Genomic DNA, 26,058 nt, shown 5'->3' with positions numbered 1-26,058 from the left:
AGATCTAGTCAGCGTAGCTTGTGCAGCGGTTAGCTGCATTGTTATATAGGTATTCTTCTGGACGAAGATTAGAACAAGGGATCTGTCAGCTTAACGCCACTATTGGATGAAGAAGGCAACGTTATGATTAATAAAGCAGCTGATGAATGAATGAGATAACAGTCTACAATGGGGGCTGTTTTGTCTGTCGCTTTCAAACTTGTAACGTAAATGTAATAATCCTTGTTTTTCAGCGTCTAGATAAGGATTTTTATTTACTTTAGGCAAAATTGATTTTAGCCTTTGCCCAAACCGCCTCTGTTTTTTGCTAAAGTAAGGTCTTATTGTTTTGGCAACACGAGAGGGGAAAAAAATGGATAAAGGTCCGCATCATGCGTTAAAGACCGTAAATTGGCCAGTATTTTTAATCAGCGGAGGGTTTTTGCTGCTGTTTGTTGTGATGGCTTTTACAAATATGGAGATGACGTCATCTCTTGTTGATAAAGGATTTTCATTTGCGATTACGTACTTCGGTGGGTACTGGCAAGTGCTCTTACTTGCGACTTTTTTGGTGGGAGCTGTTCTAGCTGTATCAAAATTAGGCGCTGTTCGTTTAGGGAAATTAGAGAAGCCAGAAATGGGATTTTTTAAGTATGTAGCGATTGTTGTGACGACTGGCCTTGGTGCTGGAGGCGTCTTTTGGGCGGCTGCTGAACCGTTGTATTATTTTATGGATGTTCCACCTACCTATAGTGGACTAGTGGAAACAACAAGCGACACTGTGCGAGTTGCATTAGCCCAAAGTTTCGTATCATGGGGATTTGGTGCATGGGCGGTTTACGGTGCTATCTGTTCTATTGTGATGATTTATGCACACAACCATAAAGGAATGCCGCTGAAACCTCGGACGATTCTCTATCCGATCTTAGGAGATCGAATCAAAGATAGTAAATGGGGCGTAGCGGTTGATGTGTTTTGTATTATTGGAGCAGCTGCAGGTACAATCGGTCCAATTGGCTTTCTTGGTTTACAAGTAAGCTATGGCGTAAATGCGCTGTTTGGTTGGCCAGATACGTATGTGACGCAAGTTCTAATCATTCTTTTTCTCACATCCATTGTCATTATTTCCACGCTGACAGGACTTGAAAAAGGGATTCAATGGTTAAGTAAATTAAATGTGAATACAGCTTTATTTATTGGGGCGTTCCTCGTATTATTTGGTCCTGGGATCTTTTTAATTGATGCCCATATTGCATCAACTGGAACGTACGTATCAAACTTCATTGAAATGAGTACATTTCGAGGGGATAACGACTGGTCTGGAGCATGGATGCTGTTCTTCTTTGGATGGTTTATTGGTTTTGGACCAATGGTGGCGTTATTAGTCGCGCGGATTTCCCGAGGGCGTACAATCCGAGAACTGTTTCTCGTTGTGGCGATTATTACCCCACTCATTACCAATCTTTGGTTCACGATCTTAGGTGGATCCGGTATATTTTATGAAATTAATACGCCAGGGTCCGTGAGCGAACCGCTGACGGAAAATGGACTACCTGCTGCAATTATTGCGATTGCAAGTCAAATGCCGCTTGGTTCCATTATGCCGTTTGTTTTCTTATTACTCACTGTTTTATTTGTGGTGACAACGGTGGATACGATGTCTTATTCGCTTGCAATGAGCGTGACTGGAAAAGGGAATCCACCGAAAGCGGTACGGTTTTTCTGGGCGATCATCATGGCGCTTATTGCGGTGATCCTCATTAATTTTGGAAATGGAGGCGTAAATGCCCTTCAATCCTTCGTTGTGATCGCGGCGGTGCCTGTTTCACTCGTGCTGTTCCCATTATTATGGGGCGCGCCAAAAATAGCGATGACGTTAGCGAGAGAGCAAGGAATTTTACCGAACAAGCAAAACGAAAAATAAATAAATCATGTCGATGTTGCTTTCATTGACAGTTAAAAAAAGAATCTTTATGAGTAAAAACATCTTTCATGAAGATTCTTTTTTATGGCTTCTATCTGAATCTGTAACAAGTGAAAAACGGTATGGGACGGGGGATATGCGCTCTATAAAGAAGTAGTTTGGGAGAAATTTTTCCGTTTTCCATTTTCTTCAATGATTTAAACGGATAAAGAAAGGGTAATGATAAAGGTTTTGAGAGAAAGAATGTGAAAGGGGTTCCACAAATTACTACATTGTTTGACAAGATTCACATTTCAATTTAGAATCAACAATTGTTTTAGATGGATGTGTGTTGAAAGAGAACGGATTCTTATTCAAAACGATGCATGTCTACATAAATTCCTAGGGATACTAATGTGAATAAGAGTCGACAGCACGAAATTTATAAAAATGAGGGGTGTGAGCTCTTAAGTTACGTGTAACTGAGGAGACATTATGAAAAAAAGTAATTTATCAATCGTATTTTGGGCTTCGTTAGCCATCGCAAGTTTATTTATTCTTTGGGGTGTATTTTTCCCAGCGAATGTAGAGTCAGTTTTAGGGACGATCGATAGCTTCTTAGCCAATTATTTTGGTTGGGTTTATATTATTGCAACCACATTGTTTGTCGTATTAGCCATATTTTTGATCTTTGGTCCATTTGGTCGCATTCGTTTAGGAAAGCCTGACGAAAGACCGGAATATAGTTATTTTACATGGTTTGCGTTTTTATTTACAGCTGGTATGGGTGTAGGGCTTGTGTTCTTCGGTGTTGCCGAACCATTAACCCATTATTACAATCCTCCTTCTGCTGAACCGCTAACGACCGCAGCTGCTGAAGAGTCAGCACTATATACATTATTCCACTGGGGTTTTCACCCGTGGGCGACTTATGCCATTGTCGCTTTAACGTTGGCCTATTTTAAATTTAGACACCAAGCGCCAGCTTTACTTAGTTCGGCGTTGACACCGATCTTTGGTAACAAGCACACAAATGGTGTATTAGGGAATAGTATCGATGTTCTTGCTGTCTTTGTAACGATCTTCGGGATCGCTACTTCCCTTGGACTAGGTGCATCTCAGGTTACAGCTGGTTTAAACTATACGCTAGGCATTTCGGACGGAATTGTGACAACATTAATCGTCATTGCTGTGTTTACCGTAATTTTCTTAGCATCAGCGGTTAGTGGAATTGATAAAGGAATTCGTTACTTAAGCTGGTCCAATATTATTATTGCTGTTGTGCTTATGCTCTTTATCTTCGTATTAAGTTCACCGGTGCGTATTTTTGAAAGTTTCACGACAACGCTCGGGAACTATATTCAAAACTTACCAAGCATGACGCTTGGAATGAATGCTTTCACAGGTGAGAGAGAGTTCTTAAATGACTGGACGTTGTTCTACTGGTCTTGGTGGATCGGTTGGTCAACATTCGTTGGTACGTTTATTGCACGTGTGTCTAGAGGGCGTACGATTCGTGAATTTGTACTCGGTGTTATGGCTGTTCCGGTTGTGTTCAGTGCACTATGGTTCTCAGTGTTCGGTATTGCCGGGATTGAACTGGACCAAGCATCAATGGGTGCGCTTTGGGAGCTAATTTCTGAACAAGGAAATGAAGTGGCATTGTTTGCCTTCCTAGAACAATTCCCGTTTGCACCAGTGATTCTTGGAATTGCCATTATCTTAATTTCGTCGTTCTTTATTACGTCTGCCGATGCGGCTACTGTCGTGTTAGGGATGTTATCAACAGGGGGACGATTAAATCCATCTACTAATGTAAAAGTTATCTGGGGCTTAATCCTATCTGGTACAGCTTCAGTCCTACTTATTTCAGGTGGACTACAAGCACTTGAGATGGCCATGCTAATCGCCGCATTTCCATTCACAATTGTCGTCATTCTGATGATGGTTTCACTCTTGAAAGCTTTAAGCAGCGAATATGACATTCTGCGACTTGAACATAAGCAAAAAGAATGGAAAAAATCGTATCAAGAGGAATCCAAAGAAGAGCTAAAAGAAATGAAAGAAGAATTTGAGCAAAGTATGCCAGATGAAGTGTACGATGAAGAGCTCGAAGAAGGAAATAAACAGGATTAATAGACAACAGCCGTCCATATAAAAGGGCGGCTGTTTGTTTATTTGCGAGCGTCCATGAAACGTGTGATGCCACCCATCATCAGTCCTAACACAAAGAACAAAATCGCCCAAGCGATTGAAAATGTATCGTGGTAATCAAATACATAAACAAGCAGCGTATAGGCGACGACCATCATCACGCCTGAGAAAAGAAGGAAAGGAATAGGTTTTTGAAGCATTATACGTTCTCTTTTGAACGATGTCGAACGGTGAGAATAAGAGCTGTTATTAAAAACAGTGAAGCAATGCCGAAAGAGATGTAAACGAATGTGAGCGGACCATTTAGCAATTGAAGGACGCCAAGGATTAAAAAGCTGAGCACGCCAGCATAAGCTGTTTTTGTTTTCATCATGTCACTTCACCTTTCTATATCATTTCAATTAGTATAGCGATTTATTAGAGGGAGAGAAAGTCATTTTTAATCATATGGGCTTAACAATTATGATATTGATTTTATAGCTGTCGCCATATTTCCAATGAAAATATACTTGCTACTGTGACCTAACTTTCGGTAAAATCGAATGCAGGGTCTTTTTTATTATAAGACCATCTGAAAACGACTAATGAACGCATAAATAGAGGAAGCAATGGAAGAAAGGAACGAAACATCATTATGACAGCTAATTTTTGGCGTGACTTGCCACGGCCATTTTTTATACTTGCACCAATGGAAGACGTGACGGATGTGGTATTCCGCCATGTGGTTAGCCATGCGGCGCGACCGGATGTCTTTTTTACGGAGTTTACGAATTCAGAGAGCTATTGTCATCCAGACGGAAAGCAGAGTGTGCGTGGTCGCTTGACGTTTACAGAAGACGAACAGCCGATGGTTGCTCATATTTGGGGAGACAAGCCTGAGCTGTTTAGGCAAATGAGTATCGGGATGGCGGAAGAAGGGTTTAAAGGGATTGACTTGAATATGGGCTGTCCCGTGCAAAATGTTGCCGGGAACGGAAAGGGCAGTGGACTGATCCGCCGTCCGGAGGTTGCAGCGGAACTGATTCAAGCTGCCAAAGCAGGTGGCTTGCCAGTAAGTGTCAAAACCCGTCTTGGCTATACGTATGTAGAAGAGTGGTTTGAGTGGTTGAAGCACGTGTTGCAACAAGATATTGCGAACTTGTCCATTCATTTACGCACGAAGAAAGAAATGAGTAAAGTGGATGCCCATTGGGAGCTGATCCCTGAGATTAAAAAACTTCGTGATGAGATTGCGCCTGATACGCTTTTGACGATTAACGGTGATATTCCAAATCGACAAGTTGGCTTAGAACTTGTTGAGAAATATGGGGTAGACGGTGTGATGATTGGTCGCGGAATCTTTACCAATCCATTTGCGTTTGAAGAAGAGCCACGTGAACATACGAGTGAAGAATTGCTTGGTCTATTGCGTTTGCAGCTTGATCTTCACGATAAGTATCATGAAATGGAATCTCGAGCATTTAAACCGCTTCATCGTTTCTTTAAAATTTATGTGCGTGATTTCCGTGGTGCTAGTGAGCTTCGAAATCAACTAATGAATTCGAAATCAACAGATGAGGTGCGTGCGCTCCTTGATGCATTTCAAGCAGAACAAGAAGAAACAGCTTCCCATTAAGTAGGGGAGCTGTTTTTTGCAGGTGTTTTTCTTGGTCCTTTGAAGATAAAATACACCGCGGTGATGAGTAATGCGACACCGATCATTCGTTGCAGATCAAATGGAATTTGTACGGTGCCGAATAGACCGAAGTGATCAATCGTTACACTAGCAAGAAGTTGACCGATAATGACCATAATCATCGCGTTGGTTACACCAATTCGTGGTGCAACAAAGGGCATGATTGATAGAAATAGTACGCCAAATACAGCAGCGAGAAGTTCAGAAAATGGAGCATGAACGACATCAAGAATATTTCCTTGTCCGAAGAAAATAACCACGATCGTTAAGAGAATGGCTCCAGTAAAAAAGGTAAGAAATGCACTTTCCAGTGAGCCGATTTTCCCGCCAAGGGTACCATTTATGGCTGATTGAATACTTAGCCCCATTCCGGCTATAAGTGGCAAGAGTAAGTAAATGAGATCCATTGTTGTGCCCTCCTAAAAAATAAAAAACAGAGCGAGTACGAGTAGCCCGACTGCGAATAATCTATTTTTATCGATTTTAATCTGTTTTGATCCAAGCCAACCAAAGTGGTCAATGATGACACTTGCAACAAGCTGGCCGATAATAACGACCGTTATCGAAAGCCCTACTCCCACAAGAGAGACGCTTATGATGAGGAGTGATAGGTACGTGGCGCCAAGTATGCCGCCTGTTAAATTCCATTTAGGGACGTCGAACATCGCACCAAGATTTCCTTTGCCGAAGAATAAAACCCCAATAAATAAACTCAGCGCACCGACGATAAAGATGTAATAGGTGCTTTCAAGCTTGCCGATGTTTTGTCCTAAGGCGCCGCCAAGTGCAGCTTCAATGCTTAAGGAAATGCCAGCGATAAGACCAAGTAAATAAAGCGATAAGACACGCATGATGTTCACTCCTGTATATTTGTATATTTAGAATTACCGATATACAATATACAGCATATAAAAAACGTGGTCAATAGAAAAGATTGAACCACGTTTCTTATATGTCGGCTTTAATGTACTTGGCTAAAGCGTCAATCGCTTGCTCGTTTCTTCTATAGTACGTCCATTGTTCATAACGCTCAGACTCCAATAAACCAGCTTTTTGCAACGTCGCTAAATATTGAGAGACAGTAGACTGAGAAAGATTCACCTTTGCTTGTATATCACCGACACAAACGCCTCCTTTGATATTGACCTCCTTCGGCAAGTGCGCTTGTTGTACAGGGAAATTCTTCTCAGGTTCTTTCAACCATTTTAATATATTTAGTCTTGTTTCATTTGAGAGTGCTTTAAAAACGGTAATAGGTTCCATAATGCTATCGTATATTGGATTATCGCGATAAGTCAAGGTTTTGGGGCTTGTGTATAAAGAAGAAAACACCATCATGAGGATGGTGTTTGGTTTGATTCTTTTTTAGCAGCATCACGCTCTGCTTTATATTTTTTGGTGTAGTGCACTAGGGTTTCGACGTTTAAGTCCATGCCTTTTTCATAAATCTTTTTAATGGCTTTTCCAAGTGACCACGTCAGTGATCCGGCAACTCCAGCGCTAATGGCTGAGCCCCAGCCTGGAACAAATTTTGACAGTTGGCGGAAAGCCGTTCGACCAATGTTGCTCACGAGATTTGTGACAATAAGTTCTTTTGCTCGATCTTTTGTAATCGTCTTCTCGTACAGTTTAGCTAACTTGATCATTAATCCAACTTGCACCGCAGTAATTGGCACAATATCTGATCCTGGAACGGGGATTGCACCAGCAGACGCGGCCGCAAGAGATGAGCGATTAATCCATTTGTTCGCAATTCTAGATTTATCGTTTAAGGCTTTCGCAAACTGTAATTCTTTATTTTTTTTTTGAAGAATGTCTGCTATGTTGTCTTCTAATTCCTCAATATTAAACCCCGTTTTTGATGAGAGCGGGATGACTTTAAAGCGAAAGCTCGTTTTTTCCTGAATGTAGTGAAGTAAGCTTGGGACATCGTCGGCAATGTCGACTTTGTTTAACACGATCAGAATATCTTTATTGATTTTCGCTAATTTCTCAAGCTCTTTTGCTTCTGTATCAGAAAGAACGGTCCCGGCAGCATTTAAAAAGAAAAGCACAACATCGGCTTCTTTATAAAAATCCGTCGTTTCGTTGGAATGCGCTTGAACAATATCATTTAAGCCTGGTGTATCAACAAACTTAATATGTTTTTTATAGGAATATTTTTTAATTTGAACGGTTTTTCCTGGTAATCCAGATGTAGGAGCAACGTCGGCGCCAAATAAAGCGTTAATAGTCGTTGATTTCCCTGTATTAATATCGCCAATTAAGGCAAACAGCACATCTTGTTCTAACGATTGATTCATTTTCTCCATTTGTTCATCAAACGTCTGACTAAATGCTGCATCGAATTCCGAAGCCATCTACATAACCTCCGTTTTCATCCTAATAGGTGTCTCTTCTCATTATACTACGAGTTGCTTCATTCGTCACAAGATGGAGCGCAAGATGAAATAAGGAGTCGACAATTGAGGCTGGAGATCGAATTACATATGAGGAGATTTTAACTCTCTATAGTGCGAGCAGCTTCGAGTATTAAAAAAGAATGTTCCAGCGACTGTAACCATAGATAGCCAGAACGAGATAATTGAAAAAGGAGCCAGGAAAAAGAGAAACACGTTTATATTCTGTTGCAACTAGGCCAATGGAAAAAGCGATATAGCTCATAGGGTTGAAGTGAAGCATGAACAATCTACTCCTTTTCCTGTTGGATTCTTTTATTATGTTGGAAGTAGACCTTAGTGGCAATCTTAACGTGCGCAGTGATAATTTTTATAGGGTTAATGTTATTTTAAAATAGTTTAATTTCGTTTCTTTTTTTATAGAAATACTCTTGTTTTAGAAGGGATTCGTCGCGAATAATTTAAATCTGGGATTATTAATAGGTTTTTTGACCTAAAATGCGTGAGTTGTTTCCTGAAAGAGGAGTGAGTCTTTATTACTATATGAAGTATAAATTATTCTTTATAATATAGTTGGATTGGTTCATTTATGCCTCTGTTAAAGTGAATATCGAAAAAAGTTCTATCGTGCTGAAAAATAAATATATTTGTAATATCAGAAATAATTATTGAAGTTCCCTCGTATTTAGTAAATAATTAGGATGTAAGTCCTTATTATATTTTATGGGGGAAATATCATGGGGTATTCACATATGGATAAAAGCTGGAAGCGTACAATTCGTCCTTTATCTATTATTGGAGCAAAGTATTATTATGATGAAGAAAACAATCTGTATCGACGAACGGGGCATCGGTTAGTCCTTGTGAGACGAGCGAAAAATGGTGATATTAAGCACGATCGCAATTGTAATGGCTTACAATGATCTGAGCGAACTTATGTATCCTAAATATTTCTAATGCGCCGATAAGAATCGCTTTTTCCGATGGAGTTGCCTATCAGGCGCTCTTTTTTTGCTTTTAATTAAAAGCGTAATGTTTATTTCCCAACTAGCAGTCAAGTCGTATCTTTTTCCTTCGAGACACAAAAGATTTAAAATGGCTTATGAAATCAATGGTTGAAAATGGAAAAGGAGAGACGATACAGATGGAAAAATCATTAGCACCGACATTGTTTGAAAACAGCCCTTTTGGTAAAGGTGAGCTCCAAAGCAAAATTGTAATGGCACCAATGACGAGAGTCTTTTCTCCTGACGGTGTACCAACAAAAGAGGTTGCGGCTTATTATAAAAGAAGAGCAGAGCATGGTGTAGGGTTGATTGTGACAGAAGGAACGGCAATTAATCATCCTTCAGCCGTTATGCATAAGGATATTCCACGTTTTTATGGGGAAGCAGCTTTGGCTGGTTGGAAGCAAGTAGTCGATGAAGTACATGAAGCTGGTGGGAAAATTATTCCTCAACTTTGGCATATTGGGTCTGCAAGGAAGCAAGGAAATGGCCCAAACGAAGAGGCGCCACCAGTCAGTCCATCAGGTTTAGCCGTAGATGGAAGTGAAAACGGTGTTGCCTTATCGAAAGAAGAAATCCATGAAATGATTCAAGCTTTCGCACAAGCTGCTGCGGATGCCGAACATCTTGGCTTTGATGGGATCGAGATTCATGGTGCCCATGGCTATTTAATTGATCAGTTTCTTTGGGAGAGAACGAACCAGCGTCAAGATGAATATGGCGGTGATTTAGAAGGTCGAACCCGCTTTGCTGTTGAGGTAGTGAAAGCGTGTCGTGAAAAAGTTAGCGCTGATTTCCCGATTGTATTTCGGTTTTCTCAATGGAAAGGTGGCGTATATGATGCCAAGCTTGCACGCACACCAGCTGAATTAAGACAACTTCTGCTACCGCTTGCTGAGGCTGGAGTAGATGTTTTTCATTGCTCCACGCGTCGAATTTGGGAAGCTGAATTTGAAGGAGAAGAACCATTAAACTTGGCGGCTTGGACAAAACAATTGACTGGAAAGCCTGTCATTTCTGTTGGTTCTCTTGGGGTCGATTATGCGTTTTTAAGCAAAAAAGGAAACGACGAACAGTCCATTGATGAGAACTTACGACTTGTTGAGGAAAAATTACGTGCTGAAGAGTTTGATTATGTAGCAGTTGGCCGAGCATTGCTTGCTGACCCTGAATGGGCAGAAAAAGTTCGAGAAGGAAAGCAAGACGAAGCCATTTTATACACGAAAGAAGCGGAGAAAAAGCTTTATTAATGAATGTGATAAAACCCCTCTATCTTTAGTAGATGGAGGGGTTATTAGTAGGTCTTGGCAAATTGTTTAATTCTAAAGGTATTATGCTATTTTCGTGTAAAGTTATGTATTGTTATTCTCAAATTTGCTTCTATAGATATAATGAAATGATTGAGGATAGCATGTCAGGAGTGTGTGGAAGGGGAGTAAATGATACTGTGTCTTTTTACTTATTAAACTTCAAGGGAATTCAAACAAAGAATGCAAATGAACGTATAGTAAGCTATACTAATAACACCTTTTAAAAAGAAATGTGCTTGAGGTTTTAATTTATGATGTTCCGGGTACTATTAACAGCATTATTCCGTACTATTCACATAACAAACTAACGAATAAATAAGGAGCTTTTATATGACTAAAGTAAAAAAAGCCATTATACCAGCAGCTGGTATGGGAACAAGATTTTTACCAGCTACAAAAGCAATGCCAAAAGAAATGTTGCCAATTGTAGACAAGCCTACGATTCAATATATCGTAGAAGAAGCGGTTGAAGCAGGGATTGAAGATATTATTATTGTTACAGGAAAAGGGAAGCGCGCAATTGAAGATCATTTTGACCACTCGTTTGAACTAGAGCAAAACCTTTTCAACAAAGGGAAGTTAGAAATGCTTGAAAAAGTTCAAGCATCAGCGAAAGTAGAAATTCACTATATCCGTCAAAAAGAACCTAAAGGTCTTGGACATGCTGTTCATTGTGCACGCAAATTCATTGGTAATGAGCCATTTGCGGTTCTCTTAGGTGATGACATCGTACAATCAGAAACGCCTTGCTTGAAACAGTTGATGAATCAGTATGATGAAACAGAGCGTTCTGTTATCGGTGTTCAAACGGTTCCAAGTGATCAGACACATCGCTATGGGATTATTGATCCAGAATCAAATAATGATCGATTGTATCGCGTGTCCCAATTTGTTGAGAAGCCAGAACAAGGAACGGCTCCTTCGAATTTAGCGATTATGGGACGCTATATCCTTACACCAGAAATCTTTGATTTTCTAGAGAAACAAGATACTGGCGCAGGTGGCGAAATTCAATTAACGGATGCGATTCAAGCATTAAATGAATTCCAGAGTGTCTATGCGTATGACTTTGAAGGAAAACGTTATGATGTGGGTGAGAAATTAGGATTCGTGTTAACGCAAATTGAATTTGCTTTGCAGAATAACGAAATTCGCGATGATCTTCTTAAGAAAATGAAGGTTTATCTTGAAGATCTTGAAGTTAGTCAAGGGTCAAAAAATTAATAGAAATGTGAAAAGTGCTGCGTTTGCGTAGCATTTTTTTCTGTTTTGTAGCACCTATGTCGCGAAAATCTATTAAATTTGATAAAATAATACTTAGTAATTGTAAAAGAGTGTGGGACGAAAAAAGTCGGTTACTGTAGGCATTACAGGGAAAAATTGACGAATATCTGGCAATGTTTTGTGATTTTGTCAAATGATTGTAATCTAATTGAAATGGAAATTCTATCATTCAAATGTTACATTAATGGTCGACTATTACTAGGAGGTCATTATGAAAACTTTAAAATCAACAGGTAGCAAGTTAGTTCTATCAACTTCGTTTGTCGTAGGTCTTCTTTTCGTATCAAATAATAACGAGGCGTCAGCATTCGCAGACCCTTCTGAATATAGCCCACAACCAGATCAATCTGAAACAACAACAATTCAAGCGGATGTACTTCGCGTAGATGATCGTGGACAAGACGTTAGAAATTTACAGCAAGATTTAATTTATGCAGGATATACAGTATCGGATGATGGTATTTATGGTTCTGAAACAGAAAATGCGGTAACATCATTCCAACAAGATCAAGGTCTTCAAGTTGACGGGATTGCTGGACCTGCTACTCAAGGTGCTTTAGGGAATGTTGATGCTTCAACACCTAGACAAGAGTCTGACATTGAGGTAACAGAGACAAGCACAGAGTCTTCTGAACCAGCTGTTACGACTACAGATAATAGCACGTCTTCTAACTTAAGCCAATCAATTGCTGATACGGCAACAAGTGTATTAGGTACACCATATGCATGGGGCGGTGCATCTACTGCAGGTATGGATAGCAGTGGTTTTGTAAACTATGTATTCCAAAACAACGGTATTTCTGTTGAACGAACGCATGCTGGAATGTGGGCAAACACAGGTGTTCATGTAAGCCTAAGTGATCTTCAAATTGGTGACGTTCTTTTCTATGAAGGCACATACAATACACAAGGTGCTTCTCATAGCGGAATCTATGTAGGGAATGGCCAAATGATCCACTCTGGTGGTGGAAGTGAAGGCGTTTCTTACGCAGACATCAATAGCTCTTACTGGCAACAACACTTTATCGGTGTAAAACGATTCTATTAATCTTTAACCGATTTTAGTAGATTCAAAACATCTATTCATCAGGCTTCTTCTGACCAATATGGTAGGGAAGCCTTTTGTTTGTTTGTTTATTTTGTCGTGTCTGGTATCATGATTACATAGGAAACGATTATTTGAATATGTATACGGGTAAAGAAGTAAGAATAATGATTTTTTTCGGAAAGGAGATCTTATGAAAAAGCTTTTTAATTCGTTTATTGTCGTTGGACTGGCGATAGCGGTTTTCTTTTTTTACCAATGGTGGAATGGAACTCAATCAACTGAGCATATTCCGTCTGAGGACATGGTTGCTGCAGAAGAAGTGGACACGTCTCCAGTTGAGGGAAAAACAAGTGTTGTAAACGATATAAGTGAATCCATTCAAACCCATGTTAACAAATCGGAACCCGTTACAAATGACCAGCTTGATCTTTATGATCCTGGTGATACCGTAGGACGCCTCTACATACCGAGACTGGAAACAGCATATGAAACCTACTGGGGGACTGATGATCGGACGTTGAGTCAAGGCGTTGGCATATACGTAAGCCAGTGGACAACAAACCCAGATGAAGGTGGTCACACCGTGTTAAGTGGTCATCGGGATACCGTGTTTTCGGAGCTAGGTGACCTTGAAGATGGCGATCGGATGCTGATTGAATACCAGGGGATGAAGTACGAATATGAAATTAATAAGATTTGGATTACGGATGCGGACGATTTGACGGTTATTGTCAAAAAAGATGAGCCCACATTAACCTTAACAACTTGTTACCCGTTTCAATATCTAGGGGATGCGCCAGACCGCTATATCATTGAGTCTAAGCTCGTCCATAGCGAAGCGATTTAACCATGAGGAAATCCCATCTTCATGGTTTTTTTGAAGTTTTTTCAAGAAAAGCGGTTTCATTTGGTTGGGACAGGGTAACTACTTCTACATATAGGAAATGCAGAAGACGAACATGATTATCAAGCAGCCTAGAGAAAGCTGTTCTTCCTAAAACTTATATTTAGGAGTGTACATATGAAAAAATTAACATCAGTCACAGTAGCAAGTTTCTTTGTCGTAGCAATTACAGGAAATGCTTTTGCAAATGAAGAGAGCGCCGCTGACATTATTCATCAGTCAAATGAAGCGATGTTAGGTCTTGATAGTTATTCTAGTGAGACAATGATGGACATGACGATGCCAGATCCAATGTCTGGCGAAGACATTACTCTTTCGGTACATACGATGGAAGATGTCATCATGAATCCATTTGCCATGCATCAAGTATCAACGATTAGCACACCAGATGGGGACTTAGAATCCACACTCTATTGGACAGAGGATGGCATGTACGAGCAGGGACCAGACGGTGAGTGGTACGTTTTTGAAGGTATGAGCAGTGATGAGATGATGGAACTGCTTCAAGCAACGTCGACACGTGAGCAAGCGGAAATGCTAGGTGAAGATATGAGTGTTAGTGATGAGGGAGATACGTATCTTCTAACTTACGAAGGGAATGGCGAAGATTTAAATGAAATGATAAATGACCTTCTTGGTGAGTTAATGATGGAAGAAGAGATGCAAGGTGGAGAAGCGTTGCTTGAGTCTTTTGAAATCAGTGATTTAAACTACGAAATGACAATTGAAAAAGATACGTACTATATGACCGATATGATGATGGATATGACAATGATGATTGACGATGGCGAAGAAAGCTTAGAAATGCATATTGCCATGGAGCAATCCGTTAGTAATTTTAATGGTGTTGATTCCATTGTTGTTCCTGACGAAGTAATGGAGAATGCTGAGCCCATTGATGCTGGCGGTGCAATGCCAGACACAGCAAGCAATAATCTTCTATATGCAATGGGTGGCTTGACTCTTGCTGCAGGTGGATTTGGATTATCCGCGTTATACCGTAGAAGAATTCGTACGACATAATTGATTGTTGAACAAAGGATAGTCTCCGTATACGTGAGACTATCCTTTTGGGTTATTTCCATTATGGTGTTTGGTTTCTTAATGGCTTAAATGCTTCACTCCAATTATTTACTTGATCAAGCATCGTATTTACATTTGGCTTATGGAGGTCTTGCGGCTTAAAGGTTGCAAGGCTTTCAAAATCTGTGAACATTGATAACGTTGGGTGTGTCCGTACATCTGCTATCATAAGTTCCCCTAATATTCCTCTAAGGTGCTCGACTGCCCTTGCCCCGCCAGCTGCACCATAACTGACAATTCCAGCAGCTTTATTATTCCATGCCTCTAACGATTGTCTATCATAAAATCAGTTTATTTGTAAACTGAATAAGTGTCAACTATGTCTGTTCGTCAATTTAGAATCTGAGAAAAATCCAGAATATCAAAAGCTTTTGAATGAAAAGTAATACACTGTGAATCAACATTGTTTCTGAAATAAAGGGAAGTGATTTGTTTTGATACAAAAAAGTTAGAAGAACCCGTGTACAGACGTTATTATGGGGAAGCGATCGATGTGTATTTAAATCAGGGTGAGTTTGTTTACTTGGCGAAATCAAATTAAAGAAAAGCTTCAGACGTGATGTGAAGGTAACTGTTGAGTTATGTCCAAGTAGTACGCTGTGGTATAAACGAAACGAGATTCTAATCGAACGCAACGATTTTACGAACTTCTGTTGCGTACGACCCCAAGAATGATTCCAATAATAATCATGACAAAGCTTGCGGAGATCGCGATCGCCCCTGAATAAACCGCGCCAAACATGGGACCGGCACCTTCATTGTGGTCAAACAGTCTTAGGGAAAGTGCGGTTGAAACATATACAAGTAGCGCAGATGCAAATAGGATGGCACCGCAAATGTAAAAGGAAGTGGTTTTGCGGTTGAAAAGCAAAAAGAGGGTTAATCCAATCGTTAATAAAACTGGAATTCCTGTGAAGAACTCAAAAAAACCTGTGCTCATAAGATTGTCACCCTTTTTGAAAGATTGAAAAGAGCTCCACTATATGTGAGAAGCTCTTTGCTTTATGCTGAGATTAGCCAATCGTATCGCTTATGTCGCCATCTGTTACTTCCATATCATCAGGTGCTTGGAAAAGTGATTCATCAAACTCTGGATTTAATTCGTAGTCAATGACGTCATCTTCTGCTTGAAAACCGCCATCGAGGGTTGTGTCCATGTCGTCGTTTCCGCCTACAATTTCATCTCGAACCGAAAAATACGTGTCTTGATCGAAGTAGAACGCCATTGTTTCGCCGTCCATTTCTGCTTCAACGTGATACGTTTGATAGCCGTTCACTTCTTCTTCTCCTACAAGCGTCAGTTCATCTGCATTTTCGAGTAGATCTTCATAACGCTGCGCCATTTGTGAAAAGTCAAAGTCAAGATCACGTTCAACGCGGATGGCTTCGTCGTCGCCTTCATCGTACATAATCGCATATGCAGGATCATCGTAGTCCGTGAAGCTATACGAAATCCTTTCTTCAGTGTTTGCTTCACTGTCTGTTTCCATATTCATAATCATTTCTTGTTCGGAACGATCGTAGAAGTCATCCCTGTCAACGAATGTCCATTGGCGGATGTTCATTTCTAAACCAAGCTCAGTTGAATTTGCTTCTTCATCAATTTCATCTTCTATGTCTTCTTCGTCTATACTAAAGTCGAAGTCTCCTTCACCAACCGTCTCCATATATAGACCTTCTAACCCATCGTAAAGTGCAATCGCTTCTTGCAGAATGTCTTCAGCTGTTAACTCATCGTCCTCTGCAGCTTGATCGGTTGTCTCTTCTGTCTCCGCATTGCCGTTTGCGTTTTCGTCTGTGTTTTCATCTTCTCCGTCCATACAAGCAGCTAAAAGGACGGTTGTGCTGCATAACGCAACTAGCCATGTCTTTTTCATCGACTCACCCTATCTTCAAGAATTTTCTATCTACTGCTTCTTTTACCTTAAAAAGGAAGTTTGAAACATTTAATTACGAAAGACAGTGAGTTTAACGTTGATGCTTTAGTCATAGCTTAATACCTTATGGCCTATATAAAAAAGACGCCCAATCGAATAGGCGTCTTGCTTTACTTATGATTTAAATGCTCGTAGCACGAGGCTGACAATTAAGACTAGAATAATTGCACCAATAAGAGCAGGGAAGATGGCAAATCCGCCAATACTAAGACCCCAGCTTCCTAGGAGCCATGTTCCGATGTTCGCTCCGATAAAACCAGCAATGATATTCCCGATAATGCCGAATGGGACACCTTTTCCAGTAATCGCACCTGCAGCCCACCCAATAAGGCCACCAATAATTAAACTCCAAATAAAACTCATCATGATTGTTTTCCTCCTCGTTTGTTCCTCGTTTTATGTGTTTAGGTCGATTTAAAAGCTAAAAAGTACAAAGACGCCTGCAGCAAGTAAAAGCAACATAAGACCGTTATAGACGATGCCAATGATCCCTGTGACTTTCCCGCCCATTGCCATCCCTGTATTTACGCCTGATGCCATCACAACAGCCACAATGCCAAGGATTAGTCCGATATATGGGATAAGTAAAGATAAAATACCAAAAACAAGGGACCCAGTTCCAGTTGATTGTTTCTTTTGTTGTGTTGATTCCATCGTTTATCGCCTCCTATTGCCCCTCTTTACCTTTTTTAATGGGGCAATAAACATGGATTGTCAAAAAACTGGGTGACCTACACCCAGTTCACTCAATACATGTTAAGATTCGCCGCTCAGTTTTACGAGGATTTTTGCTTGTGATTTGTCTTCTGAAAGGCGTTCAAATCCATCAGTTACAATGGCTTCAAGTTCAATGTGATCGGTAATGACGCCTTTGACATCAAGGGAACCAGCAGCGATGGAGTCAATGGTACGCTGGAAGACCTCCGGCTCGTAAGCAAGAGAAGACGTAATTTTCACCCCGGATACAGTAAGATCCATTGGTTTAATTTCTACACCTTTCGTAAAAATAGAGACGATTACAACGGTTCCGCGAGATTTTGCTGTGTGGATCGCTTGGTTTAGGGTAACACCAACACCTGCTACTTCAAAACTGGCATCTACACCTTCTGGTTCAATCTTTTTAACCTCTTCAACAGGGTCAACATTTCCAGAGTTGAACACATGAGTGGCGCCTACTTCGGTTGCTTTTTTTAATCGCTCTTCTGATAAATCAAAGACAATGATTTTGCTGGCACCAGCAGCCTTTGCAGCAATAATTGTACATAAGCCGATTGGTCCAGCTCCAAAAACCGTACATGTTTGTCCAAATTTAAAATCTGCTTCCTTTAATGCTTGAACCGTAACGGCCATCGGCTCTACAAGTGCACCTTCCTCTAACGTCATCCCCTCTGGAATCTTTTGAACCATGGACTCAGGGATGACACAATAGTCAGCGAATCCGCCATCGCTTGCCAAACCTGCAAAGGCAAACCCGTCATAAAGGTCGAGGGTCGGTGGCTTTACTCCATGTGTATAAAGTGGATTTACGACGACACGGTCGCCTTTTTTAAAGTCGGAGACATCGCTTCCGACATCATCAATAATACCTGCAAACTCGTGGCCCATCACGAGTGGGGCCGTGTCACCAGTTAATGGGTCTGGTCCGTTTGCTGGAATGACAATGGGCCCATGTAAGTATTCGTGTAAATCGCTTCCGCAAATACCTGCCCATGCAACTTTTATCTTAACGTCAGTGTTAGTGACTTCTTTTACTTCCCAGTTTTCTTCTACACGTACATCTTTTGCATTATGCCATACAGCTGCGCGCATGCGAACACTCCTTTTAATTAAAAAAATTTCTTCGTTAGTTTGCCCGAAAAGATGAAGATCATTTGTACTTTTATTAATGTGGCTCAAGTTTCTTTAAAAACATGGATGCACCGTGGCTGAGTCGGGCTTGGTTACTAGTGACGATCCCGATTTGTCGAGGTTTTAGTGGTTCGGCTAAAGAAACTTCATACAAGGTGTGCTCGTTGAGCTCTTGTTGAACAAATTCTTTCGTAACAAAAGCCACACCCATTCCAATACGAGCACACTCAAGTAAGACGTCCATCGCCCCTACTTCAACTTCTGGTGTGACGGTCACGCCATGTGTGGCAAAGAGTTCATGTAAATAGTGTCTTGCATGACTCTGTTGAGAAAAACTCAAGACAGGGTAATGAGCCAAGGTTTCGATGGTTTGAGGTTCGCGAGCTAACGATTGATAGCGTTCGCCGACTACAAATGTACTATGAATGGTAAAAACGCCATGAATGGCATAGGCTTCTTCATCAATTGGCATGTGGACTAATGCCAGATCGATGACACCTTGGTGTAATTTTTCTATTAATTGTGGAGTTGAACCATGCTGCAGTTTAATTTGTATATTTGGGAATTCGTGTTGGAATGATTGAACGGTTGGTAATAAAAGATGCTTGCATGCAGAATCACTTGCACCAATCGCGACAGAACCATGCTTTAGATGACGTCTTTCATTTAGGTTTATTTCTGCTTGTTGAATAAGTTGGAAGGCGGGTTCAAGTTGTTGGAATAGCAGTTGTCCTTCCTTTGTAAGAGATACGCCCTTAGACTGGCGTTGGAAAAGCTGTGTTTGAAGTCGTGCTTCTAATTGTGCGATACTTTGACTGACGCTAGGTTGGGTGACGTATAATCGTTTGGCAGCTTTACTGAAATTGCGCTCTATTGCGGTGATATAAAAGAGATAGTAGGCGTCCATTTTCATGTTATAATCCTCACTTATGTCTGATGATGATATAATTTATTTAACTTATAACATAAAGGGAAGTAGAATGGAATAAAGGAGATGATTACGTGAAGAATGGTCATGTTGATCAACGAGCGAGAAGTCCGTGGACGCCTTTGAAAGGGATACATAGCGTCATAGTCGGTCCAGGTGAACGTGTCATTGACGGAGAAGTGACAATCCCTGGAAGCAAAAGTTTAACGAATCGAGCATTCATCATGAGTGCGTTAGCAGAGGGAACGTCGACATTAAAAGGATTTTTGCGTAGCGATGATGCGTATTGGTGCATTGATGCTTTAAAGAAAATGGGTGTTGATATTGTCGTGAATGGAGATGAAGCTTCCGTTCATGGAACAGGGCAAAAGTGGAAGAGTAATGATCTCTATATTGGTGCTGCTGGAACCGTTGCCCGCTTTTTACCCGGAAGTCTTGTAACTGCGGCGCAAGGAGAATGGACGATTGAAGCGAGTGAAAGCATGACGAAGCGTCCTGTTGCTCCTTTAATTGATGCGCTTCGAGCACTTGGTGGGGAAATTACTCACCTTGAAAAAGAGGGGCACTATCCGCTACAAATTAAAGGGAAGCCACTTAAAGGGGGAAATGTAGACTTGTCTGGAAAGATTTCAAGTCAATACATTAGTGGCTTGTTGATTGCAGGACCCTATTTTCAGTCGCCGTTACAAATTACGATTACCGACCATATTGTCCAGCATGCGTATGTTCGCTTAACCCTCGATTTAATGGAGGCATTTGGCGCAACTGTTTCGTATGATGAAGCATTGAAGACAATGAAGGTCTCCCCATCTACTTACAGGCCTCAATCGCTCACACTGGAGGCAGATGCTTCGACAGCCTGTTACTTTTTCGCATTGGCGGCACTTAACGAAGGTCGTGTACGCGTAACAAATGTAACTGCTGAAACGAAACAGCCTGATATTGGTTTTTTAACGATTTTAGAAAAAATGGGCTGCACCGTTATAAGAGGGGAATCGTACGTTGAAGTGCAAGGACCGAAGCAGTTAAAAGGTGGCTTCGACGTTTCCATGCGTGAAATGTCCGACCAAACATTAACCCTTGCTGCGCTTGCGCCTTTTGCTGATGGACCAATTACGATTTCAGAAGTAGAACACATTCGCTACCACGAATCGAATCGAATTAAGGTAATTGCAGATTCGTTAAAGACGTTAGGGATTCAAGTAGAAGAGTACAATGATGGATTAAAAGTATTTCCAGGAACGCCGAAAGCCGCAAAACTGGATACGTATGATGACCATCGTGTGGCCATGTCGCTTGCCTTAATCGGTACAAAAATTGCGGGAATTGAACTAACCGATCCTGGGTGTGTATCGAAAACGTGTCCATCTTTCTTTGAATTGCTCGCTTCATTTGGTGTTCAAATCGAAGAAAAAGCATAAAAAGAGGGGAGAGCCCCTCTTTTTATGTTTGCGTTTATTGCCCTCTTTAAAGAAGGAGGACGACATGATACGCTTTATACAAGAAACGGGGAGGGTGTCGTCATGCATGTGAAGGAAGTACCGAAAAATCGTTTGTTTCAATTTGGAATGAACGTATTTAACACAATGTTTGTGGCAAACTTACTTGGACATTTAATCTATGACCACTCAATGGTCCTCGAACGGTTGCCACATATGGTTGTTGTCTCAACGCTTATTGCACTATTTTATACGTTTGGTGGCGTGAAAGTGAAAGAGGAATAAATGGGCTATTCTATAAAGAAGGTTTTGAGACGGTAAAGATCGTGCCTTCCTTTTGGTAACCAAGTTTTTCATAGTACATATCCACATCCGACATGACCAAAACAACATGTGACGGATATCGTTCATAAAAATCGGTCATCAGTTTCCTACCAATTTTATGTCCGCGCGCTTGCTTGTGGACAAGTAAATCACATACATAGACATGAAAAGCACCGTCAACAATGGCCCGTGCATAGCCGATAAGCTTTCCCTCTTCGTAAGCGACAAGAGTTATTGAGCTTGCTAACGTTTGAAGGTATTTTTCTTTCCCGCCGTTATACAAATACTCGTGCCACTCTTCACCCTCAGACGCAATTAAAGCAAAAAGGTCTTGTTCCATGGTTGGTGTGTACGTGTATATATTCATGGGCGATCTCTCCTTACGTAATAAATCGTCGATACCGACAGCTTCTGTAATTGTCTTGCTGTTCGTTTCCGTATGTAGCTTGTTCATATTGAAAGCGGAAACCTCGTGCTTCATAAAACGGGATGCCTTTATCATTGTCTTTTGCAACAGATACCCACTGTTCAATCGCTCCAAACGACTGCTGTTGTTTCGTAATGGCTGCTAGGAGCTTTGAGCCAATGCCTTCATTTCGTCGATTCGGTAACAAGTAAAGAACAAATAATTCGGCTTGATCATTATTGAGGAAGCCGCCCCCTCCTGCACCGACGACTTGCTCTCCATCTAAAGCAACCATATAGCCGCCCCAATGTTTGCTTCGTTCCAAAACTTCTTTTGTAACCCGTGCTTCATTATAAAATTCTTTGCAAACCCGTTCAATATATTCATCTGACATAAGCCCTTGATAGGTGGCCCAGTATCCTTTTTGACAGACAGACATAATTCCGTGCACATGACTGAGATCAGCTTGTTGAATGGTGATCATTTATTCGTCCTCCTTATGAGAGTAGTGTTTGAAAAAGGAAAAGGTAGGATGCTCTTCGTTCTCCCGATAAAGAAAATGTGTATCAATATGTTGAAAAGGTGCGGGTAAAGGGATGCTTGTGACAGAAGGGTGATGGGCAACAACTGATTGAGGTAACATTGACACACCCATGTTATTGGCCACACAACCAAGAATGGCATCGAGTGAACCAAGCTCCATTTTCCTTTGTGGAATAAATTGAAGAGAATCAAAAAAGCGCTCTAAATGCTTTCGATACGCGCACCCGCTACGGAAAGTAATGATATCTTGCGTATCCAATTGTTGATACGAGGCATCAAGTTGCTTTGCCAAAGCGTTGCTTGTTACGAGCATCATCGTCTCACGAAACACTGGTACACTTTTTAACCCGCTTCGTTTAATCGGACCAGCAATAAAAGCCGCGTCAATATCATAGCGGAGTACACGGTCAATTAATTCATCTGTTGGCCCGGTTTTAAGATGTATGGATACATGTGGATAAGTTTCTTTTAAGTGAGCGAACAGTGTTGGGAGGTGAACGGCTGCTGTTGTTTCCATTGAACCCATTGTTATAGAACCGACGGTATCGCCGTCTCGTAACCGTGTGTTTGTTTCTTCCCAAAGCTGAAGAATTCGGTTTGTTTGTTCTAGTAATACGTGTCCTTTTGCTGTAAGTTGTACGCCTTGAGCTGTTCGATGAAAAAGGATAGTGTCAAAATAAGCTTCTAATCGCTTTATTTTCATTGTGATATTGGATTGTCCATAGTTAAGCTTCGTTGCTGCTTTTGAAATATTTTGCAATCTCGCCACCTCGGCAAATGCTCGTAAATCATCGAATTTCATGGATCATCCATCCTTATCTAAGAGAGATACTGTAAGATCGTCATTCAGCTATCAAAAAAACGAATAGCTTTCATCAAATAATCGCATTTTTATAAATGGTTCTTTCATAGTACGCTAGAAAGAGAGCGTTTGCAAGGTGGGGATGGCATGGACAACAAGCAGCATCTGCGCTTGATTATTGGTGGGTTCTTAAGTTTGGCTGTTGTGATGGGAATTGGTCGTTTTGCCTATACGCCTTTACTACCGTATATGGAGGAAGCGACAGGTCTTTCTTCGTTCTCATCAGGGCTTCTGGCAACGTGGAACTATATTGGATACTTTTTAGGCGCGCTTTTAGCAGGACGTGGAACGTTCCACGTAAGATGGTTTTATGTTTTTTTAATTGTCAGCGCAATGACCACGTATAGTATGGGCGTGACAGAATCTATGTCAATATGGTCGGCATTGCGGTTGCTTTCAGGTGTTGCCAGTGGCTTTGTGTTTGTTTATATGTCCGAATGGCTTATCCGCCGCTTAGCAGAAGACGGAAGGACACGAGGTGTCGGGTTGTTATACAGTGGCGTTGGGTTTGGTATTCTTTTTACAGGGATCGCGCTTCCCCTTTTATTGCCGATAACGACGTGGCAAATTGGTTGGGTTTTTTTAGGAGTTGTAAGCATTGGTTTAATCGGTGTTATTTATCAATCAACAAAGCATGTAACGACTCGTTCACTTCCGGCGCCAACAAATAGCGTTGGAAAAACAAAGCCACTATTATCAATGAATGTGTTACTCGTGTCTTACTTTCTGGAAGGGTTTGGCTACATCATCTATGCAACGTTTATCACAAGTGTTCTTGCAACTGTCGCATCTTTTTCGTTCGATGTCGTGTGGATCTGGGCGATTGTAGGCATCGGGGCGATGCCATCTTGCTTATTTTGGGCTTGGTTAGGTCAAACAATTAGAAAAGAAACAGCACTGATTCTTGCGTATCTCATTCAAGTTGTGAGTCTCATTCTTCCAATCGGGTTAACAGACGCTTTCTTTATTATTCTCTCTGCGTTTGGTTTTGGTGCAACGTTTATGGGGATAACGGTCTTAACGATTGCTCTCGCGAAGGAACAGCAATCAACGAAACCGGTTGTGAGTCAACTCACGGCGGCTTACGCGTTTGGTCAATTGTTAGGACCTTTTATAGCGGGGATGCTCCTTATGGTACATGTTGAAACAATTGCTTTCGCAATATCAGCAGGAGTTGTAACGATTGCGTTAATGTTCGTGTGTTTATCTTATTTAAAAAGGAGTGGGCAACATGCCATACGTGAATATTAAAGTAACAAAAGAACATGGTGGTTTAACGAAAGAACAAAAAGCGACGTTAATTAGTGGGGTGACGAGTTTGTTGCAAGATACGTTAAACAAAAATCCAGCTTCTACTGTTGTCGTTATAGATGAGATTGATATGGACAACTACGGACTTGGTGCAGAACAAATTTCTGAACGTCGTAAACGAGGTGAATAGCGAAAGAACGGAATCGCATGGGTATAAGAAACCATGTGATTTTTTTCGTTCGGAACGATAGGTCGTGCATTTTGGTGCACCCTCCATATTAGGAAAGAATTACAAAGCCGTAAGAATAGTCATAAATTCACAAATGAGGTAAGATTGATAAAGAATGATTAAAGAAAGAAAGGTGATTATGCTCACATATACACATTTTCAAATGGATTGCCCCACACCTTATAAACATAAATATACATTCCAGTTTACGTTTAATGAAGACCGAACATCGGAAGAAGATATGCATACACAAATGTGTACGCACATTCAGCAATATCTGCCCTTAATCATTCAAAATCGCTGTATTTCCGAAGATTATCGCCGCTTTGCATTATTGGATCATGATTTTAATGAAGTTGGTCTATTGAAGGTAAACGTCATTAATGATTTCGCAAGTAGAAAAATTGTTTGCCATGTTGATTCCCTTTATGAAAGCATAAAGTAGGAAGTCTGGAATGGGAAAGACTATGCGTTTATGAAATCACGTACATGGGCGTTAACAGAACGACACTATATTCACTTTCTAGAAGAACACGCCCTCCACCATGCGCAGGCTGTACCCATTGAAAAGGCAATGTTTACATTATTATAAGAAAGTTAGGGGATTTCTTGACGCTCAAGAAGTCCTTTTCTGTTTGATTAAGAAAACAAATCGTTGATGATTCAGTTTTGGTATTATCCAACGTTTTCCTGTCGCTCTATAATAAAATTATGACAGGAAAAGGGGGAATGGACAATGGCAATTGATTTTCAGAATGAACAGAATCGGTATAGTTACACAAATAGAGAAGCGGACCCATCATGGATGGAAGAAATGAACGCGATTCTGAGGGCATATGGACCTGAGCATATCGTGGATCTTGGTTGTGGTGGAGGCATTTACACAAGAGCACTAGCTGAAATGGGCATTCGAAACGTAACAGGAGTAGATAGTTCGAGAACGATGATAAAAACAGCAGAGGAAGAAGCGAATACGTGTGAGGCGATCTCCTACCAAGTAGGCTCTGCCACAAGGATGAATTTAGGGAGTCAGGAAGCCGACATGGTGTTCGCCCGAGCGTTGATTCATCATTTGGAATTCCTTGACCCAGCTTTTGAAGAAGGGAACCGTGTGCTTAAACAAGATGGCCTATACTTCATTCAAACTCGCACGCCAGAGGATTGCTTTTTACCTGGTACTTCTGAGCATCTTCGTGGGTACTTCTTTGATTGTTTTCCACACTTAAAAGAAATAGAAAAGAAACGGCGTCATCAAGTTGAAGCCATTCATTTAGCGCTCCAAGGGGCAGGTTTTCAAATCGAAAAAACGTGGCATCTTTGGGAGACGAGAACGACACATGAAACGAAGCAACACTTTCTAGACGATATCGAATTACGCACGGGGCGAAGCTTGCTTCACGAATTGTCTGATCAGCAGTTAAAGAAGCTTGTCGCTTATTTGGATCAAACCATTCAAAGTAAAAAAAGCATCGTCGAGAAAGATCGCTGGACCCTTATTCTTGCGAAAAAACAATAAAGCCCCTTACGTTAAGGTAAGGGGAGAAA

General features: G+C 40.9%; 30 protein-coding genes and 1 pseudogene. 15 read left to right on the top strand and 16 right to left on the bottom strand.

The features are described from left to right. Positions 1 to 352 precede the first annotated feature (352 nt). Entirely contained in the window at positions 353 to 1,903 is a 1,551-nt protein-coding gene (locus ABC361_RS17785; protein WP_413075183.1) for a BCCT family transporter, read from the top strand. 474 nt (positions 1,904 to 2,377) lie between these two features. Beyond that, on the top strand, positions 2,378 to 4,018 hold the full coding sequence (locus tag ABC361_RS17780) for a BCCT family transporter (RefSeq protein WP_413075182.1): 1,641 nt from the start codon (positions 2,378 to 2,380) through the stop codon (positions 4,016 to 4,018). A 38-nt stretch (positions 4,019 to 4,056) separates the two neighbouring features. Here the strand turns inward: ABC361_RS17780 and ABC361_RS17775 are convergent, their stop codons facing one another. Continuing rightward, positions 4,057 to 4,236 (bottom strand): hypothetical protein, encoded by a 180-nt coding sequence (locus ABC361_RS17775; protein WP_413075181.1) that lies wholly within the window; start codon positions 4,234 to 4,236, stop codon positions 4,057 to 4,059. Next, complete coding sequence (locus ABC361_RS17770) at positions 4,236 to 4,409, bottom strand: hypothetical protein (protein WP_413075180.1); 174 nt, start codon at positions 4,407 to 4,409, stop codon at positions 4,236 to 4,238. Before ABC361_RS17770 ends, ABC361_RS17775 begins: the two co-directional genes overlap by 1 nt. 261 nt (positions 4,410 to 4,670) lie before the next feature. Here ABC361_RS17770 and ABC361_RS17765 point away from each other — a divergent pair, with 261 nt between their 5' ends. Continuing rightward, entirely contained in the window at positions 4,671 to 5,651 is a 981-nt protein-coding gene (locus tag ABC361_RS17765; protein ID WP_413075179.1) for a tRNA dihydrouridine synthase, read from the top strand. Here ABC361_RS17765 and ABC361_RS17760 read toward each other — a convergent pair. The 4 genes from ABC361_RS17760 to ABC361_RS17745 all read right to left on the bottom strand — a co-directional run bounded on the left by ABC361_RS17760 (position 5,648) and on the right by ABC361_RS17745 (position 8,071). Continuing rightward, on the bottom strand, positions 5,648 to 6,118 hold the full coding sequence (locus tag ABC361_RS17760) for a DMT family transporter (protein WP_413075178.1): 471 nt from the start codon (positions 6,116 to 6,118) through the stop codon (positions 5,648 to 5,650). The genes ABC361_RS17765 and ABC361_RS17760 overlap by 4 nt on opposite strands. A gap of 12 nt (positions 6,119 to 6,130) precedes the next feature. Next, positions 6,131 to 6,562: a DMT family transporter gene (locus ABC361_RS17755; protein WP_413075177.1), complete on the bottom strand. Its 432-nt coding sequence runs from the start codon at positions 6,560 to 6,562 to the stop codon at positions 6,131 to 6,133. A gap of 97 nt (positions 6,563 to 6,659) precedes the next feature. After that, positions 6,660 to 6,974, bottom strand: a complete 315-nt coding sequence (locus ABC361_RS17750) for an ArsR/SmtB family transcription factor (RefSeq protein WP_413075176.1) — start codon at positions 6,972 to 6,974, stop codon at positions 6,660 to 6,662. 71 nt (positions 6,975 to 7,045) lie between these two features. Beyond that, the gene (locus ABC361_RS17745; protein WP_413075175.1) at positions 7,046 to 8,071 is read right to left on the bottom strand and encodes a YcjF family protein; all 1,026 of its coding nucleotides are present in this window, start codon (positions 8,069 to 8,071) and stop codon (positions 7,046 to 7,048) included. A 776-nt stretch (positions 8,072 to 8,847) separates the two neighbouring features. Here ABC361_RS17745 and ABC361_RS17740 point away from each other — a divergent pair. From ABC361_RS17740 to ABC361_RS17715, 6 genes are all read left to right on the top strand, one after another. Continuing rightward, positions 8,848 to 9,033: a hypothetical protein gene (locus tag ABC361_RS17740; RefSeq protein ID WP_413075174.1), complete on the top strand. Its 186-nt coding sequence runs from the start codon at positions 8,848 to 8,850 to the stop codon at positions 9,031 to 9,033. Positions 9,034 to 9,254: 221 nt separating this feature from the next. Next, the gene (locus ABC361_RS17735; protein ID WP_413075173.1) at positions 9,255 to 10,367 is read left to right on the top strand and encodes an NADH:flavin oxidoreductase; all 1,113 of its coding nucleotides are present in this window, start codon (positions 9,255 to 9,257) and stop codon (positions 10,365 to 10,367) included. A gap of 390 nt (positions 10,368 to 10,757) precedes the next feature. Further along, on the top strand, positions 10,758 to 11,651 hold the full coding sequence (gene galU, locus ABC361_RS17730) for a UTP--glucose-1-phosphate uridylyltransferase GalU (RefSeq protein ID WP_413075172.1): 894 nt from the start codon (positions 10,758 to 10,760) through the stop codon (positions 11,649 to 11,651). 271 nt (positions 11,652 to 11,922) lie between these two features. Continuing rightward, entirely contained in the window at positions 11,923 to 12,759 is an 837-nt protein-coding gene (locus ABC361_RS17725) for a C40 family peptidase (protein ID WP_413075171.1), read from the top strand. Positions 12,760 to 12,949: 190 nt separating this feature from the next. Continuing rightward, a complete protein-coding gene (locus ABC361_RS17720) occupies positions 12,950 to 13,606 on the top strand; it encodes a class D sortase (RefSeq protein ID WP_413075170.1) in 657 nt (218 codons plus the stop codon). Between the two features lie 174 nt (positions 13,607 to 13,780). Beyond that, a complete protein-coding gene (locus ABC361_RS17715; RefSeq protein WP_413075169.1) occupies positions 13,781 to 14,686 on the top strand; it encodes a DUF6612 family protein in 906 nt (301 codons plus the stop codon). Positions 14,687 to 14,747: 61 nt separating this feature from the next. Here ABC361_RS17715 and ABC361_RS17710 read toward each other — a convergent pair. From ABC361_RS17710 to ABC361_RS17680, 7 genes and pseudogenes are all read right to left on the bottom strand, one after another. Beyond that, positions 14,748 to 15,017, bottom strand: a pseudogene (locus ABC361_RS17710) (NADPH-dependent FMN reductase); the annotation flags it as partial. A 369-nt stretch (positions 15,018 to 15,386) separates the two neighbouring features. Continuing rightward, complete coding sequence (locus ABC361_RS17705; RefSeq protein WP_413075168.1) at positions 15,387 to 15,686, bottom strand: hypothetical protein; 300 nt, start codon at positions 15,684 to 15,686, stop codon at positions 15,387 to 15,389. A 73-nt stretch (positions 15,687 to 15,759) separates the two neighbouring features. Continuing rightward, positions 15,760 to 16,623 carry a hypothetical protein gene (locus tag ABC361_RS17700; RefSeq protein WP_413075167.1) on the bottom strand — a complete coding sequence of 288 codons (864 nt, stop codon included), beginning with the start codon at positions 16,621 to 16,623 and terminating at the stop codon, positions 15,760 to 15,762. Between the two features lie 174 nt (positions 16,624 to 16,797). After that, the gene (locus tag ABC361_RS17695; protein WP_413075798.1) at positions 16,798 to 17,046 is read right to left on the bottom strand and encodes a GlsB/YeaQ/YmgE family stress response membrane protein; all 249 of its coding nucleotides are present in this window, start codon (positions 17,044 to 17,046) and stop codon (positions 16,798 to 16,800) included. 51 nt (positions 17,047 to 17,097) lie between these two features. After that, on the bottom strand, positions 17,098 to 17,337 hold the full coding sequence (locus ABC361_RS17690; RefSeq protein WP_413075166.1) for a hypothetical protein: 240 nt from the start codon (positions 17,335 to 17,337) through the stop codon (positions 17,098 to 17,100). Between the two features lie 102 nt (positions 17,338 to 17,439). Further along, positions 17,440 to 18,492 (bottom strand): 2,3-butanediol dehydrogenase, encoded by a 1,053-nt coding sequence (locus ABC361_RS17685; protein ID WP_413075165.1) that lies wholly within the window; start codon positions 18,490 to 18,492, stop codon positions 17,440 to 17,442. 73 nt (positions 18,493 to 18,565) lie between these two features. Further along, on the bottom strand, positions 18,566 to 19,444 hold the full coding sequence (locus tag ABC361_RS17680) for a LysR family transcriptional regulator (protein ID WP_413075164.1): 879 nt from the start codon (positions 19,442 to 19,444) through the stop codon (positions 18,566 to 18,568). An 89-nt stretch (positions 19,445 to 19,533) separates the two neighbouring features. Between ABC361_RS17680 and aroA the strand changes: the two genes are divergently transcribed. Beyond that, a complete protein-coding gene (aroA, locus tag ABC361_RS17675; RefSeq protein ID WP_413075163.1) occupies positions 19,534 to 20,880 on the top strand; it encodes a 3-phosphoshikimate 1-carboxyvinyltransferase in 1,347 nt (448 codons plus the stop codon). A gap of 102 nt (positions 20,881 to 20,982) precedes the next feature. Next, complete coding sequence (locus ABC361_RS17670; protein WP_413075162.1) at positions 20,983 to 21,183, top strand: hypothetical protein; 201 nt, start codon at positions 20,983 to 20,985, stop codon at positions 21,181 to 21,183. 10 nt (positions 21,184 to 21,193) lie between these two features. Here ABC361_RS17670 and ABC361_RS17665 read toward each other — a convergent pair whose 3' ends face one another. From ABC361_RS17665 to ABC361_RS17655, 3 genes are read right to left on the bottom strand one after another with little or no spacing between them, the layout of a single operon-like run. Next, a complete protein-coding gene (locus tag ABC361_RS17665; RefSeq protein WP_413075161.1) occupies positions 21,194 to 21,589 on the bottom strand; it encodes a GNAT family N-acetyltransferase in 396 nt (131 codons plus the stop codon). Between the two features lie 13 nt (positions 21,590 to 21,602). Next, the gene (locus tag ABC361_RS17660) at positions 21,603 to 22,112 is read right to left on the bottom strand and encodes a GNAT family N-acetyltransferase (RefSeq protein ID WP_413075160.1); all 510 of its coding nucleotides are present in this window, start codon (positions 22,110 to 22,112) and stop codon (positions 21,603 to 21,605) included. Beyond that, positions 22,113 to 22,973, bottom strand: coding sequence for a LysR family transcriptional regulator (locus ABC361_RS17655; RefSeq protein ID WP_413075159.1), 861 nt, complete (start codon positions 22,971 to 22,973; stop codon positions 22,113 to 22,115). Between the two features lie 147 nt (positions 22,974 to 23,120). Between ABC361_RS17655 and ABC361_RS17650 the strand changes: the two genes are divergently transcribed. The 4 genes from ABC361_RS17650 to ABC361_RS17635 all read left to right on the top strand — a co-directional run bounded on the left by ABC361_RS17650 (position 23,121) and on the right by ABC361_RS17635 (position 26,029). After that, on the top strand, positions 23,121 to 24,284 hold the full coding sequence (locus ABC361_RS17650) for a YbfB/YjiJ family MFS transporter (RefSeq protein ID WP_413075158.1): 1,164 nt from the start codon (positions 23,121 to 23,123) through the stop codon (positions 24,282 to 24,284). Continuing rightward, on the top strand, positions 24,265 to 24,474 hold the full coding sequence (locus ABC361_RS17645) for a 2-hydroxymuconate tautomerase family protein (protein ID WP_413075157.1): 210 nt from the start codon (positions 24,265 to 24,267) through the stop codon (positions 24,472 to 24,474). The genes ABC361_RS17650 and ABC361_RS17645 overlap by 20 nt, the downstream gene beginning before the upstream one ends. A 154-nt stretch (positions 24,475 to 24,628) precedes the next feature. Further along, positions 24,629 to 24,958: a hypothetical protein gene (locus ABC361_RS17640; protein ID WP_413075156.1), complete on the top strand. Its 330-nt coding sequence runs from the start codon at positions 24,629 to 24,631 to the stop codon at positions 24,956 to 24,958. A gap of 291 nt (positions 24,959 to 25,249) precedes the next feature. Beyond that, the gene (locus tag ABC361_RS17635; protein ID WP_413075155.1) at positions 25,250 to 26,029 is read left to right on the top strand and encodes a class I SAM-dependent methyltransferase; all 780 of its coding nucleotides are present in this window, start codon (positions 25,250 to 25,252) and stop codon (positions 26,027 to 26,029) included. Positions 26,030 to 26,058 lie beyond the last annotated feature (29 nt).

Source organism: Shouchella phoenicis, from assembly GCF_047238345.1.
Lineage (GTDB): Bacteria > Bacillota > Bacilli > Bacillales > Bacillaceae_D > Shouchella.
Note: the sequence above shows the minus strand (reverse complement) of the source record. Positions and strands in the feature narration are given on the sequence as shown.